Source organism: uncultured Phocaeicola sp., from assembly GCF_948499155.1.
Taxonomy (GTDB): Bacteria; Bacteroidota; Bacteroidia; order Bacteroidales; family Bacteroidaceae; genus Phocaeicola; species Phocaeicola faecalis.
In genome coordinates this window covers 1-15,672 of record NZ_CAOOSE010000028.1, presented here as the reverse complement: position 1 = coordinate 15,672, position 15,672 = coordinate 1, and the positions used below count along the sequence as shown (strand labels likewise).

The 15,672-nt window shown below is 42.3% G+C and carries 12 protein-coding genes and 2 tRNA genes; 12 read left to right on the top strand and 2 right to left on the bottom strand.

The annotated features are described in order from the left end of the window. Positions 1–37 precede the first annotated feature (37 nt). The gene (gene uxuA / locus QYT14_RS15730; protein WP_288325852.1) at positions 38–1,216 is read left to right on the top strand and encodes a mannonate dehydratase; all 1,179 of its coding nucleotides are present in this window, start codon (positions 38–40) and stop codon (positions 1,214–1,216) included. On the opposite strand, the gene QYT14_RS15725 is transcribed toward uxuA, so the two are convergent. Continuing rightward, positions 1,199–3,400 (bottom strand): patatin-like phospholipase family protein, encoded by a 2,202-nt coding sequence (locus QYT14_RS15725; RefSeq protein ID WP_288325868.1) that lies wholly within the window; start codon positions 3,398–3,400, stop codon positions 1,199–1,201. The two genes, uxuA and QYT14_RS15725, sit on opposite strands and share 18 nt — an antisense overlap. Positions 3,401–3,791: 391 nt before the next feature. Between QYT14_RS15725 and ileS the strand changes: the two genes are divergently transcribed. From ileS to QYT14_RS15700, 5 genes are all read left to right on the top strand, one after another. Then, on the top strand, positions 3,792–7,277 hold the full coding sequence (gene ileS, locus QYT14_RS15720) for an isoleucine--tRNA ligase (RefSeq protein ID WP_288325853.1): 3,486 nt from the start codon (positions 3,792–3,794) through the stop codon (positions 7,275–7,277). Between the two features lie 25 nt (positions 7,278–7,302). Continuing rightward, positions 7,303–7,683, top strand: coding sequence for a TraR/DksA C4-type zinc finger protein (locus tag QYT14_RS15715; RefSeq protein WP_237037671.1), 381 nt, complete (start codon positions 7,303–7,305; stop codon positions 7,681–7,683). A gap of 72 nt (positions 7,684–7,755) precedes the next feature. Next, positions 7,756–8,400, top strand: a complete 645-nt coding sequence (locus QYT14_RS15710; RefSeq protein ID WP_237037670.1) for a lipoprotein signal peptidase — start codon at positions 7,756–7,758, stop codon at positions 8,398–8,400. Further along, positions 8,393–9,340 carry a DUF4296 domain-containing protein gene (locus QYT14_RS15705; protein WP_288325854.1) on the top strand — a complete coding sequence of 316 codons (948 nt, stop codon included), beginning with the start codon at positions 8,393–8,395 and terminating at the stop codon, positions 9,338–9,340. Before QYT14_RS15710 ends, QYT14_RS15705 begins: the two co-directional genes overlap by 8 nt. Then, positions 9,337–9,663 (top strand): hypothetical protein, encoded by a 327-nt coding sequence (locus tag QYT14_RS15700; protein ID WP_288325855.1) that lies wholly within the window; start codon positions 9,337–9,339, stop codon positions 9,661–9,663. Before QYT14_RS15705 ends, QYT14_RS15700 begins: the two co-directional genes overlap by 4 nt. Here the strand turns inward: QYT14_RS15700 and QYT14_RS15695 are convergent. Beyond that, a complete protein-coding gene (locus tag QYT14_RS15695) occupies positions 9,660–10,412 on the bottom strand; it encodes an RNA methyltransferase (RefSeq protein WP_237038397.1) in 753 nt (250 codons plus the stop codon). The genes QYT14_RS15700 and QYT14_RS15695 overlap by 4 nt on opposite strands. A 101-nt stretch (positions 10,413–10,513) precedes the next feature. On the opposite strand from QYT14_RS15695, the gene QYT14_RS15690 reads away from it, so the two are divergent. The 6 genes from QYT14_RS15690 to QYT14_RS15665 all read left to right on the top strand — a co-directional run bounded on the left by QYT14_RS15690 (position 10,514) and on the right by QYT14_RS15665 (position 14,921). After that, a complete protein-coding gene (locus QYT14_RS15690) occupies positions 10,514–12,829 on the top strand; it encodes a BamA/TamA family outer membrane protein (RefSeq protein ID WP_288325857.1) in 2,316 nt (771 codons plus the stop codon). Between the two features lie 23 nt (positions 12,830–12,852). Continuing rightward, on the top strand, positions 12,853–13,101 hold the full coding sequence (locus tag QYT14_RS15685) for a hypothetical protein (protein WP_288325858.1): 249 nt from the start codon (positions 12,853–12,855) through the stop codon (positions 13,099–13,101). 54 nt (positions 13,102–13,155) lie between these two features. Then, entirely contained in the window at positions 13,156–13,731 is a 576-nt protein-coding gene (locus tag QYT14_RS15680) for a hypothetical protein (protein WP_288325860.1), read from the top strand. 127 nt (positions 13,732–13,858) lie between these two features. Continuing rightward, positions 13,859–14,662, top strand: coding sequence for an MBL fold metallo-hydrolase (locus QYT14_RS15675; protein ID WP_288325862.1), 804 nt, complete (start codon positions 13,859–13,861; stop codon positions 14,660–14,662). Positions 14,663–14,751: 89 nt separating this feature from the next. After that, a tRNA-Lys gene (locus QYT14_RS15670) sits at positions 14,752–14,824 on the top strand. Between the two features lie 24 nt (positions 14,825–14,848). After that, positions 14,849–14,921: transfer RNA gene (locus QYT14_RS15665), tRNA-Lys, on the top strand. The last annotated feature ends 751 nt before the right edge of the window (positions 14,922–15,672 follow it).

Sequence of the window (15,672 nt, the reverse complement as noted above, 5' to 3'; positions counted from 1 at the left end):
CTCATTGACAGAATCAGAACAAAGCGACAACAGAAAAATGGAAAAGACATGGAGATGGTTTGGAAAGAATGATAAAATTACTCTTCCCATGTTGAGACAAATAGGAGTAGAAGGTATTGTGACTGCCCTTCACGAAATCCCCAACGGTGAGGTTTGGCCCTTGGAGGCCATCCTCAGCCAAAAGGCATATATTGAAGCTCACGGCCTACGCTGGTCGGTGGTGGAAAGTCTGCCGGTGAGTGAAGCCATAAAATATGGTGGTGATGAACGTGACGAACTGATAGAAAATTACAAGAAAAGCCTTGCCAATTTGGGCAAAGCAGGAGTAAAAACGATTTGCTACAACTTCATGCCCGTCATCGACTGGATTCGTACCGACTTAAAACATCTTTGGGAAGACGGGACGTCGTCACTCTATTTTGACAAGATACGTTTCGCATACTTCGACTGCCTGATTTTACAACGCACGGAAGCGGAAAAAGACTACACTGCAAATGAGTTAAAACAAATGTACGAACTGCACAAAGTCATCACCGAAGCAGAAAAAGACGAACTTGTAGATACCATCATTGTTAAGACTCAAGGCTTTGTAAATGGGAATATCAAGGACGGAGACAAGAATCCTATTGACATATTCCGTCGTCTGCTGGCACTCTATAAAGGAGTGGACCGTAACGCCCTTCGTGAAAACCTACGTTACTTTCTTCAAGCCATTATGCCTGTATGCGATGAATATGGCATCAATATGTGCATCCATCCCGACGACCCTCCTTTCCCGGTCCTCGGTTTGCCACGCATCGTAACTTGTGAAGAGGATATTGCCTGGATACTGCATGCGGTAGACAATCCGCATAACGGACTCACTTTTTGCGCCGGTTCGCTCAGCGCAGGGCTACACAACAATGTACCTGCTTTAGCACGAATGTTTGCCCGCCGCACTCACTTTGTACACCTGCGCAGTACAAATGCCTTTCCCAACGGAAACTTCATCGAGGCATCCCATTTGGGAGGCCGTGCCCATATCATCGAGCTTATTCGTATCTTCGAGAAAGAACGTCCGGGTGTTCCCATGCGTGTAGACCATGGACGCATGATGCTCGATGATGCCGACAAGGGATACAACCCGGGATATTCATTCCACGGCCGCATGATGGCATTGGCCCAGATAGAAGGGATGATGGCAGTCGTCAACGACGAATCAAAACTTGAATCCTAAGTTGACATACATGCTCACTTTATCGGCATGGTTTGCATAGTTGATAGACGCTTCCAACGGGCCAAACATACTATCCAAACCATAGCCGATTCCACAGCCGAACATGGTTTTCTCTTTCAATAACCCGCTCACTTTATGACTGCTCAGCGCATAATTGGCGGTCAGGGTAACATAATGCACACTTCCCATTCGCTGCCGGAACTTCATCATACCTATCAATAATGCATTATCCATCAGTTCCACATTGTTTATTCCCACGAAAGGCAACTGCTGTTGCAAGAAGCGTGACGGAACATCTCCACCCATGGCATTCAGTTTAGAATAGGGAATTTCCCTACCGATAAGAAAACGTCCATATACAGACGGAAGAATGGAGAAACGGTTGGTCAGCCGCATCACTCCTTCACAATAACCTTTGATGGCAGAGAAAGGAGCGTGGTCATTATATTGCGTAAAATTGTCCGTATAGAGCGAATAGGAAGCGCGTGCCGATATACCCCGCGAAGGGAAATAAGCCTTGTCAAATGTTTCATATTCCATCTGGGCAAAATAACCAAAGAAATGCTCATTATCCGTCGAGTACTGCTGAGTGGTACTTCCTTCCTGATACAGAAATTTATCATAATCATAATATTCATAACGAAGGCCAATCCCGAAACGCACGTTCTTATACCACACATCCGAGAAAGCAAACTCTGCCTGATGATAACGAAAAGTAGAATTGTGGGTACGGTCGCCATAATGATAGAAATTGACATCATTGTATTGAAACAGGTAGGAGAGCCCGACACGTTTCAGCGGAGCCGGTTCCCACGCATAATTGATTCCGGCTGCATAGCGTTTACCCAAACGCCCCGTGAGTGACAAAGTACTAGGCAGCTTTCCCTTGAAATTACTAGTTACGTTTATTAATAAACTGGCTATTTCTTCCGAGTCAAAACGAATACCGACATTCAACTTATTTTCATACTTTTTGCTCAATGTATAATTCAGGTTATAACCACCTCCCGGAGCTTCAGGCAAATTATAAGTCGCTCCCGAATAGCCCAGATTGGCCGACAGGATAGCAGTAGCTTCCTCTATCCGACGGATACTTATCTCGGAATCCTCTTTAAGGTCGCATCGTTTCAACAACCATTTTTTATCTTTCTCATCGAGGCCGTCAAAAGTGATTTCTTTCACATATACCTTTCGTTCAGGCGAGTAAGGATAAGAAGGAATCGGTTGGGGCATATAAGTACTGTCCAGTCCCAGTTGACTTTTCAGAGCCATCAGTGCGCTATCCTGTGCCATGGCAGCTTCTTCTCCACGCATTATCAGAGTATCGATGGCAGAAGGAGTGAAGCTGGCGGCAGAATAACCTTCTACGTTTACCTTAATATAAGCAGTCGTCTCTTTCAGATTCTTCTTATATAAATCCTGTCCCATGAGATTCACCAATTGTCCCAATATGGCACCGGCACTATTTAATTCTCCGGCAGGTTTAAGCTCACTTTGAACATCCACGCCGATAATTAAGTCTGCCCCCATAGCACGTGCCACATTTACAGGATAGTTATTTACCACACCCCCGTCTACCAACACCATGCTGTCCAGTCTGACAGGAGTGAATACTCCGGGGATAGCCATACTAGCACGCATGGCAGTAGCCAATACACCTCCATGGAAATTGACCTCATTACCATTGACAATATTTTCGGAAACACAGGCAAAAGGAATAGGCAATTTATCAAAATTGATGGAATCGTGATAACCGATAGTAAGCTCACTGAACAAGTTAGCAAGATTCTGCCCTTTTATCAGTCCCCCGAAAACCTCGGCTTTTACCCCTTTACCGAACGGAATAGAAAATACATACTTTTGCGAGGCATCGCGTTCAGACAGGTTTTGCTCACTTCTCGGTATCTTATCGCTCAAAAGGAAAGTCCAATCCTGACGGCGCACCATGCTGTCGAGTTGTTCAGGAGAATAACCGATAGAGTAAAGACCACCGATGATAGACCCCATGCTGGTACCCACTACATAATCAATAGGGATACCGGCTTTTTCTATTACCTTCAGAGCACCGATGTGCGCCATGCCTTTAGCACCACCGCCACTCAGCACCACACCCACTTTTTTACGGTGGACAGGCCGAGGCTGTGCTTTAAGAAGAGCAGGGAGAAGGAGTAGACACACTGCCATTGCTGTCAGTGAAAAACGATTGAATCGTTTGATGTTTATTTTTTGCATTTAGAAGCTCTTTTATATGAAAAACAAAAACTGTGCAAAGATGGTTTAATCTTTCGGAGGATGCAAGTTCTAATTGTTATAGTTATTGGTCGATTTTCTTTTTTATTCGTTTTTTTTCAACCCTTTCAAATCAGCCTATATGCCATAACGAATCAAACAAATGCTACATGAAGATTACGTTTTTGCAATTTAAGGAAGCTGAATGGAATCACTTTCTTAAAAAAACAGACTATAAAACTTTCTATCTAATTAATTTTCTTGTAAATTTGCACCTTAATTTTCGGGAGGCTATGCCTTTACCCAACTTAGCGATTTAGAGAATACAAGAAAAACGATATAGATTATGAGTAAGAAATTTGCTGAACACTCGCAACTCAACCTATCACAGGTCAATAAAGATGTGCTGAAAAAGTGGGATGAAAACGATGTTTTCGCCAAGAGTATGACAGAACGTGAAGGATGTCCTTCTTTTGTCTTTTATGAAGGACCTCCCTCAGCCAACGGTATGCCGGGTATTCACCACGTAATGGCACGTACTATAAAAGATACTTTTTGTCGCTACAAAACCATGAAAGGTTTCCTTGTTAAACGTAAGGCCGGATGGGATACTCACGGGCTGCCCGTAGAACTGGGTGTGGAAAAAGCACTCGGAATTACCAAGGAAGACATCGGCAAAACGATTTCTGTGGCTGAATATAACGCAGCTTGTCGTAAGGATGTGATGAAATTTACAAAAGAATGGACAGACCTTACTCATAAAATGGGTTATTGGGTAGACTTGGATAATCCATACATCACTTACGACAACCGCTATATCGAAACTTTATGGTGGCTTCTGAAACAACTCTACAGCAAGAATTTACTATACAAAGGATATACCATTCAACCTTATTCTCCGGCAGCCGGAACAGGATTAAGTTCTCACGAACTAAACCAACCGGGATGTTACCGAGATGTAAAAGATACTACTGTAGTGGGACAATTCAAGATGAAGAACCCGAAACCTGAAATGGCGGAATGGGGGACTCCTTATTTCTTGGCATGGACTACCACACCATGGACTCTGCCCTCAAACACTGCATTATGCGTCGGTCCCAAAATCGAGTATGTAGCTGTGCAAACCTACAACGGTTACACCGGTGAGAAAATGACAGTAGTGCTGGCCAAAGCATTACTTTACACCCATTTCAACCAAAAAGCGGAAGGGTTGCCTTTAGAAGACTACAAACCGGGAGACAAGCTGATTCCTTTTAAAGTAGTAGGTGAGTACAAAGGTCCGGATTTGGTAGGTATGGAATATGAACAGCTTATCCCATGGGTAAAACCGGTAAGCGTAGACGAAAACGGTAACTGGAAAGAAGCTGCCGATCAAGCATTCCGCGTAATTCTTGGTGACTATGTGACTACGGAAGACGGTACAGGTATCGTACATATTGCTCCAACATTCGGTGCGGACGATGCTTTTGTAGCACGTGCGGCAGGCATACCTTCATTGTTTATGATCAACAAAAAAGGTGAACCTCGCCCGATGGTCGACTTAACAGGTAAATTCTTCTTGTTGGACGAACTGGATGAAGAATTCGTAAAAGAATGTGTGAACGTAGAGCAATATCAAGAATATCAGGGACGCTGGGTGAAAAATGCATACGACCCTCAGTTTACTGTCAATGGTAAATACGATGAGAAAGCTGCTGCCTCTGCCGAAACTCTGGATATTTATATCTGTATGAAAATGAAGGCTTCCAACAAAGCATTCAAGATAGAAAAACACGTACACAATTATCCACATTGCTGGCGTACCGACAAGCCGGTACTCTATTATCCGCTAGACAGTTGGTTTATCCGATCTACCGCTGCCAAAGAACGTATGATGGAACTCAACAAGACCATTAACTGGAAACCAGAATCTACCGGAACCGGACGTTTCGGCAAATGGCTGGAAAATCTGAATGACTGGAACTTGAGCCGTTCACGTTATTGGGGTACTCCACTTCCTATCTGGCGTAGTGAAGAAGGTGAGGAATTGTGTATCGGTTCAGTAGAAGAACTCTATAACGAGATAGAAAAATCTATTGCTGCCGGTTTCATGACTGTCAACCCTTATAAAGAAAAAGGGTTTGTTCCGGGTGAATATACCGGAGACAATTATGATAAAATCGACCTCCACCGTCCTTATGTAGATGATATTATCCTCGTATCTGAAAGCGGAAAACCGATGAAACGTGAGGCCGACCTGATTGACGTATGGTTTGACTCAGGCGCCATGCCATACGCACAGTTGCACTATCCGTTTGAGAATAAGGATATTGTAGACAACCGGTCTTATTATCCGGCCGACTTCATTGCAGAAGGAGTAGACCAAACTCGTGGCTGGTTCTTTACGTTGCACGCTATTGCAACCATGGTATTCGATAGCGTGGCTTATAAAAATGTTATCTCTAACGGACTGGTGCTTGACAAGAATGGAAATAAGATGTCCAAGCGCTTGGGTAATGCCGTTGACCCGTTCGGTGCCATTGAGCAATATGGCTCTGACCCCTTGCGCTGGTATATGATTACCAATTCTTCTCCGTGGGATAACTTGAAATTTGATACCGATGGTGTAATGGAAGTAACCCGCAAGTTCTTCGGAACGTTGCACAACACATATAAGTTCTTTGCTCCATACGCTAACCTTGACGGTTTCACCTATCAGGAAGCCGATGTTCCTATAAGCAAACGCCCGGAAATTGACCGTTGGATTCTTTCGGAACTAAACTCATTAGTGAAGAATGTGGATATGTGCTATGCGGACTATGAACCGACTAAAGCCGGACGACTGATTAACGATTTCGTAAATGACAATCTGTCCAACTGGTATGTGCGTCTGTGCAGAAAACGTTTTTGGGGTACAGGCTACACAGAGGATAAGTTGGCCGCTTACCAGACATTATATGTGTGCCTGGAAACAGTAGCTAAATTAATGGCACCGATTGCTCCTTTCTACGCAGACAAGTTGTATATGGACTTGATTGCGACAACCGGACGCGACCATGTAGCTTCTGTCCACCTTGCCGACTTCCCGGTTTGCAACGAGGCCATTATCGACAAAGAACTGGAAACCCGCATGGAGTTAGCTCAGAAAGTATCTTCTATGGGATTGGCGCTGCGCAAGAAAATAAATATCATCGTCAAGCAACCGTTACAGAAGTTGATGATTCCGGTAGATACACTGATGAAAGAACGTTTGGAGTCTGTAAAATCACTGATTATGAACGAAGTGAACGTCAAAGAAATAGACTTCGTAGAAGGTACGTCCAATTTGCTTGTAAAGAAGGTGAAGTGCAACTTCAAGATTCTGGGAAAGAAGTTCGGCCCATTGATGAAACAAGTGGCTGCTGCTGTAACTGCCATGAATCAGGAACAAATCAGCATTCTCGAAAACGAAGGAAAAATTGTCCTCGACTTAAATGGTACTCCAGCCGAAATAGAAACCTCTGAAGTGGAAATCTTCAGCGAAGATATCCCCGGATGGGTGGTTGCCAACGAAGGCGTACTGACAGTAGCTCTGGACACTGTCGTAACCGAAGAATTGCGCCGTGAAGGTATTGCCCGCGAACTTGTGAGTAAGATTCAGAATATTCGCAAGAGCAGCGGTTTTGAAATAACCGATAAAATAAAGGTATCTTTATCTAAAAATGAGCAAACCGATGGTGCGGTAAAAGAATATAATACTTATATTTGTAACCAAGTTCTCGCTAACTCCCTCAATTTAGTGGATGAAGTGAAGGATGGCATAGAATTAAGCTTTGATGACTTCTCTCTCTTTGTGAGTGTCATAAAAGAATAACATTAACCTTTTAAAACTAAATAATATGGCTGAAAAGACAAGATACTCTGATGCGGAACTCGAAGAGTTCCGCGCCATTATCATGGAAAAACTAGAATTGGCCGAGCGTGATTACGACCGCTTGAAAAGTAGTATCATGAACAAGGACGGCAATGATACGGATGATACTTCTCCCACCTACAAAGTGCTGGAAGAAGGAGCCAATACACTGTCCAAGGAAGAAACGACAAGACTGGCTGCACGTCAGTTGAAATTCATTCAGGGGCTACAAGCTGCCTTAATTCGTATCGAAAACAAAACATACGGCATTTGTCGTGAAACAGGTAAACTGATTCCAAAAGAAAGACTTCGCGCTGTTCCTCATGCCACTTTGAGCATCGAGGCTAAAAACGAAGGAAAGAAATAGAATTTTTATAGTTGACAGGAAGGCAGGACAAAAAGGCTGCTGCCTGTCAACTATTAATTATCACCTATTATAATGAATAAACTACTCACCAAAGGGCAACTTTCTGTTCTGATTGTTTTTGGAGTATTGATTATTGACCAGATAATAAAGATATTGGTAAAGACCAATATGTTCTGGCATGAAAGTATCCGCATTACAGATTGGTTTTATATTTATTTTACAGAAAATAATGGTATGGCTTTCGGCATGGAATTGTTCGGAAAGCTATTTCTTACCACTTTCCGCATCGCAGCTGTGGGACTGATAATCTGGTATCTCAGGAAATTCATAAAACGAAATTATCAAACCGGATTTATAATCTGCCTTTCATTGATATTGGCAGGCGCTATAGGTAACATTATTGACAGCGTGCTTTATGGCGTAATCTTTAATGAAAGTACTTATAGTCAGGTGGCACATTTTGTTCCCATAGGCGAAGGTTATTCCGAATGGTTTCACGGCAAAGTAGTGGATATGTTTTATTTTCCAATCATCGAAACCAACTGGCCGGAATGGATTCCGGGAATAGGTGGAGAACATTTTATTTTCTTCAGCCCGATATTTAATTTTGCTGATGCTGCTATCAGTTGCGGTATCATTGCATTGTTGTTGTTTTATGGTAAATATCTGAACAAAGGTATTCACCCGGAAGAAAAAGCTCAGGAAAAAGATGCGTAATAAGAAGATTAGTTGGACGTTGCTGCTTAGTGCGGCTTTGTTGGCAGGATGCGGAAAACAAATTCCGAAAGATGTCATCCGCCCGGATAAGATGGAGAACATTCTGTATGACTACCATTTGACTACGGCCATGTCCGGCAATATCTCTTATAATGAGAACTACAAAAAAGAAGCTCTCCGCAAGTATGTGTATGAAAAACATCACATTACCAAAGCAGAGTTTGACTCATCTATGGTATGGTACACCCGTCACACGGAAGATCTTGCCAAGATATATACCAATTTGGGAAAACGCTTCCGTGAAGAAAAGAAGGATATAAAACGTTTGTTGGCAATGCGCGAAAACAAACCTTCCATGTCACAACCGGGAGATACAATAGACGTGTGGTATAATAAAACACTATATTGGCTGACGGATGCACCGCTTTCCAATAAAATTACTTTCGAAATTCCCACCGACTCCAACTTCAAGGTAAAGGATGCTTTCTTGTGGTCGGCAGATTATATTTTCCTCTCAAACCGGCAGCAACAGGTGACGATGGGTTTCAATATTCTGTTTGATAATGATTCTGTGTCGGGTAAAGTAACCGAAGTGACAGCATCAGGCATACAATCATTATATATCAAGCCGGATTCTGCTTATAAAATCAAAAGCATCAACGGTTTTATCTATCTCACGGGAGATTCTGTCAAAACTCCGGGTGTCATAGTAGATAAAATATCATTGACTCGCTACCATGAACCGACAGACACCCTATCTATTGTGGCAAAAGACAGTGTACCCGAAAAGCCGATGTCTGTTATTGGCCAAGATACGGATTCGTTGAGAACGGATTCTGTTCAGATGAAAGAAGCTGCAACTCCCGTACGCCTGAATCCACGCGATATGAAAGAAAAGGAAAGTGTCCGTCCACAACGTATTCGCCCGCAAAGAAAATGAGACGATTTGCCTGTCACCGTCTGTATCTTTCTTCCGATACATGTTTTGTTCGTTATGTGGTAGAATTAGGAGATGACGGAAAGATGCAGCGTTATTATCCTTTGGAAGAAGAAATATACGCCACCCAATGGATAGGCGGAGTGATTGTACTTTCTGCAAAAGAAGAGCCCGAACCGATTATGCCAAATGAAAGCTTCAAAACTTTCCTTGCTCAAGTTACCCGGACAAACACCAAAATTCAGGAATGCTATGCGTGGCATATTACCGATTTTGATATTGTCCGAGAAGAATTTGTCTCTCAAAGCCGTATTACCCGACTTTAAAGCAGTCTTCTTCTAAACTCAGCACACACCACAGCTGTGGCAATAGCTACATTCAAAGACTCTGAGGTCTCTCTTTCGTGTGGATAATTGGGAATATACAATCGCTTATTGATAAGTGCTTCCACCTCTGTGCTTACTCCATTTCCTTCATTTCCCATTACAATCAATCCATTGGCTGAAAGAGTTTCAGAATAGATTACGTTTCCATTCAGGAATGTTCCATACACCGGAATTCCCTTAAGTGAAGAAATCAATTCCGGCAAATCACAATAATGTACCCTTACCCGTGCTATTGCCCCCATGGTAGCCTGCACCGTTTTAGGATTAAAAATGTCTACCGTTCCGGCAGAGCAAAAAATATCCTCTATGCCGAACCAATCTGCCAAGCGGACAATGGTTCCCAAATTGCCCGGATCTTGTACATTGTCCAAAGCCAGACACAATGATTCTGAAATAACCTTGCTATCCGATTCATACACCGGTTGCTCAAATATAGCCAGCACTTCTTGTGGCGTCTTTTGCAAACTGGCTCGTGAGAGTTCTTCTTGCTCGACCTCTATCATCTCGTCGGCATGACAATCAGGGTGAGAAGAAAACCATCCGGCAGTACCCGCCAGCAGCCGACAGGGAAAATGCCCCATCAAATCACCTACTAATTTATGCCCTTCTGCAACAAATACTTTTTCTTCCTTACGATTCTTTTTTAGCTCCAACGAACGGATATATTTAATTTTATTCTTGCTCAGCATGATTATTTCCATTAAATAACAAATATTAGAGGCAAAGCTAAGAAGATATTTTCAATTAATATCTATCTTTGCGAGTAAATTTGCGAAGGTTACGGATTTGTATGAAGAAAAGCGCACACCCATATATATATACACTCATTTTAGCACTATGCACCTCGTGTTCGGTCAATAAATTTATTCCTGAAAACCAGTATTTATTGGATGAGGTAAAAATTGTGTCAGACACGAAAGAGGTAAAGCCATCGCTTTTTAATTCTTATCTCCGCCAAAACCCTAATGCCAAATGGTTTAACATGGTTAAAATCCCCATGTATATCTATGGTGCATCAGGTATGGATTCTACCAAACGTGTAAACCGCTTCTTCAGAAAGATTGGAGACGCCCCGGTCATTTACAATGCCGATGTTGCCATAAAATCTCAGGAAGAGATAGAAAAGGCTGTACGCAACATGGGCTATATGGGAGCTAAAGTGGCCATGCACACCGAAATAAAGAAGAACAAATTGAAACTGTTCTATCATATCGAAGCAGGGCGCCCCTATATGATACGCCATATCGCTTACAATATTGACGATTTGAACATTAGTGATTATCTTCAGCAGGATTCGGCCCAAAGTATGCTTTTTCCCGGAATGCCGTTCGATGTAAATGTACTTGACTCCGAACGCCAACGTATCACCAGACTGCTCCAGAATAAAGGATATTATAAATTCAATAAGGATTTTCTGGTATATCAGGCAGATACCACCCGCAATACTTATCTGGTAGACCTCACCTTGAAACTACTTCCTTATCAACGCAAAAAGGAAGATCCACCACAGAAACACAAGCAGTATTTAGTCAACAGTGTCAACTTTATAGCTGACAGCGAAATGACCCCCATCCGTAAAGGCTCATTTGCCGGTTTCGATTCATTGAGCTATAAAGGATACAATATGTATTATAAGGACAAAATGTTCTTACGTCCGAAACTGTTGATAGATTTCAACCGTATCCGTCCCGGAGAGTTTTATAGTGAGCGTGATGTACAGAATACTTATAGTTCATTGGGGCGTTTGCGCATGCTGAAATACTCCAATATTCGTTTTAACGAGGTGAATGTAAATGACAGCACCAAGTTGGACGCATATATAGTAATGTCAAAAGGACAGAATAAATCAGTATCTTTTGAGATAGAAGGCACGAACTCTGCAGGTGACTTGGGTGCGGCTGCTTCCATTTCTTTCCAGCATAGGAACGTGTTCAAGGGGTCGGAAGCATTCACCATAAAAGTGCGCGGTGCTTATGAAGCAATCACCGGATTGGGACAAGATTATGTCAATGATAACTATACGGAATACGGTGTGGAAAGCAGCCTGAACTTTCCGGAATTTATGTTTCCCTTTCTTTCTTCGGATTTTAAAAGGAAAATTAGGGCTACCTCTGAAGTGGGGCTGAAATTTACTTCGCAAGTACGTCCGGAATTCTCCCGTATGCTTGCATCGGCTTCATGGAGTTATCGGTGGAGTGATAGAAAACGTATACAGCACCGTCTTGACCTGGCAGATATCAACTATGTATATATGCCGAGCAAATCACCTGATTTTCAAGAGTATCTGGATAAGATGACAGCCAACAACTCACTATTGCGCGCCAGTTATGAAAACGTATTGATAGTACGCATGGGATACAGTTTCACGTACAACAGTGCAGGTAATAGCATGATGCGCACGCCGACAAAGAGTTCATATTCCTTGCGGGTAAACGTGGAGGAAGCCGGTAATCTGATGTATGCTGCATCCAAATTGACACACTCTACCCCGAAAGGAGACAAAGGATTCGTACTGGCCAATATTCCGTTTGCCCAATATATAAAAGGAGATTTCGACTTTGCCAAGAATTTCATGATTGACCCACGCAACTCTTTCGTATTCCATGTGGGAGTAGGAGTGGCTTGTCCTTATGGAAACTCACAGGCACTTCCTTTTGAAAAGCGCTATTTTTCGGGCGGCGCCAACAGTGTGCGCGGCTGGTCGGTACGTTCGCTGGGCCCCGGAGGATATAAAGGAAATTCGGACGGACAAATGGACTTTATCAAACAGTCGGGAGATATCAAGTTAGACTTAAATGTGGAATATCGCACCCATCTGTTTTGGAAGTTAAACGGAGCCGCTTTTATCGATGCCGGTAATATTTGGACGATACGCTCAGACTCAGAGCAGAAAGACGGTGTGTTCAAATTCAATAAATTCTATAAACAGATTGCCGTGGCCTATGGGTTGGGTATCCGTTTTGATTTAGACTATCTCATTCTGCGTTTTGATGGTGGTATGAAGGCTGTCAACCCGATGGAAACCGGTAAAGGACGTTATCCGATAACCCGTCCGCGATTCAGCCGAGATTTTGCTTTCCACTTTGCAGTAGGTTATCCGTTTTAATTAGACATATAATTTTATAGCTTATGAAAAAAACAGAGAAAAAGGTATATACAATAGAGGACGTGGATGAATTGAAGAGATGGTTTGATGCTCAAACACTCCCGCAATCCATGCAAATAAACTCATCCGCTTATTCACCTGATTTGAAAGATACAGTAGCCATGCTGTTTGAACAGGCATATATCTGTTATAACAACCCGAAGATGCAAGGTTGCCTTCTGCTATTGGAAAATATTAAGAAAAATTTAGAGGAAAACAAAGGAAACGCGTGAGCAAAACACTCTTCATATTTGTTTAATGCATTAAAAGTTTTTAATGCAGGCAGTATGAAAAAGAATTTATTATTATATGGTATTTTTTTGGGTGCCCTTTCATTGTCCTCCTGTTCGGGCAATACAAAGAATAGAGAAATGGCTGGCAACAGCATGAGCGTGGAAAGTGCAAACGAAGTGATGAAGTATTATGATACCTCGCTGAAAGTGCTGAAAAATTTGGTTAATGAGGATTCGATAAAAGCCGTATTGGGTTATATCGATAAGACAGAAGGTACAGATATGCTTCCTATTGTTTCGCAACCGGTAGTTTCTGCCCGCGATACCATGTTTGTAGCCGCTCCCGGAGATTATCTGAGTCAAGAAGACCGCCAGAATCTTGAAGAGAACTACACAAGGCTATTTCGTTCTGTATCTGCATTTTACGAAAATTATGCAACTTACCGCCTTTATATGAAGGATAAGGCTTATCTGAAAGACAATTATGCAATGGCCGATAAAATAAGAAAAGAGGAACTCTTGCTGAGTATTGCCCTGTCTGAATATAAGCAGGTGATATTTGATATTCTGACTCCGGCAGTGGAAGGTGCCCAAACCGTTTTAGTCCCCGTTCAAAAGGATAAAAAATAAAAGAAAATTCAAAATCCGACAGGCTTATTTTGAAAAAGGTGGGATGCACTTCCACCTTTTTTATGTATATTTGCGACTCTTTTGGCGCAATGGTTGCGACAATACTATAACCAGAAAACGAAACACAATGAAAATTAAATTTATAAGTCTGGCCAGTGGCAGCAGTGGCAACTGCTATTTCATCGGAACAGACGCATATGGCATATTAGTGGATGCCGGCATTGGAATCCGCACTATTAAGAAACATTTAAAAGATTTGGGTATCGGACTCGATACAATTCGAGCTGTTCTTATTACCCATGACCATGCCGATCACATTAAAGCGGTAGGGCATCTGGGAGAAAAATTCGGTATTCCTGTTTATTCCACTCCCGAAGTTCATATAGGCATCAACAAAAGTTATTGTGTAACAGAAAAACTTTCGACCTCTGTCCGCTATCTGAATAAAGGAACGCAAATTCAGATTGAAGATCTCAGCATAACAGCTTTTGAAGTACCCCATGACGGAACAGACAATGTGGGCTATTGCATAGAAGCAGACGGCAAAATTTTTTCTTTTTTAACCGACTTAGGACATATTACATCTACTGCAGCCGAATATATCTGCAGAGCCAATTATCTTATCTTGGAAGCTAACTACGACGAAGAAATGTTGAAGATGGGGCCATATCCTCAGTATCTTAAGGAACGTATCGCCGGTCCGAACGGTCACATGAGCAACCGTGAGACAGCAGAATTTTTGGCCGAGAATATCACTGAAAGGCTAAAATATATCTGGCTTTGCCATCTGAGTAAAGATAACAATCATCCGGAACTGGCTTACAAAACGGTGGAACTTCTGTTGAGAAGCAAAGGAGTGCTTGTGGGTAAAGATGTGCAACTCATTGCCTTAAAGCGAAATACACCTTCCGAGCTTTATGAGTTTGAATAATTTTCGATAAAAAGGTGAAAAAATGAAGCAAAATGTTTGGTAGTTTAAAATAAAACATCTACCTTTGCAACCGCAAATCAGAAATGAATGCACTCTTAGCTCAGTTGGTAGAGCAACTGACTCTTAATCAGTGGGTCCAGGGTTCGAATCCCTGAGGGTGTACAAAATAAAAAATGGTTTGCAAATGCACTCTTAGCTCAGTTGGTAGAGCAACTGACTCTTAATCAGTGGGTCCAGGGTTCGAATCCCTGAGGGTGTACAAAAAAATAAGGAAAGTGTCATATTCGTTGAGATATGACGCTTTTTTTCTTTATAACACCGACCATAAGCCCCCAATCAGGGGACTGTCCGAAAATTCCGGGTCAATCTGAAAGCCCTGTGGGTGATAAGCATGAACTCTGAATTACAATGCTGACGTCCAATCAGGTGTTCGTGTGATGTACTTGATTTATAATACTTTGGAAGGATGTATGTTTTTAGCATTGCAAACTTTAAATGTTTCTCAAATATTATACCCACATACTTTTTGACTTGACCCGAAAATTCCGTTCTTCCTTTCATTAGCTGCTGAAACATCTTGTTGGTGGGGATTCCGATAGTGAATGGACATCCCGTGTTGTCTTTTCAGCCTCCTTTCATCTGTAAGACTTTTTTTGATGGCGCAAATGCTGAAGGCAGATTGGTAAAACTTGGTAAGCACCGCTGAAACGAGGATGAGGGGATGTTCTGTCATTCTTAACCGATTGATTATCTGGGCGCTTTAATTAAAATGTAAGGATGAACGGAAAAAAGGATGGCCGGAAAAGAAGGAATGACCGGCTTAGTGAGGGGATGATTCCATCTGCCCCTACATGAAAAACATACCGAGCTTTATTAAAAAGACTTTGAGTTTTTTTTAAAACATCAAGGTCTTTTTGGAAAACACCAAGGTCTTTTTTTGCAGCATGGGAGTGAATGTGTCAAAACTAAACCGGGCTATCCCATCGTCAGTTGTAGGGGCAGGGTTCGCC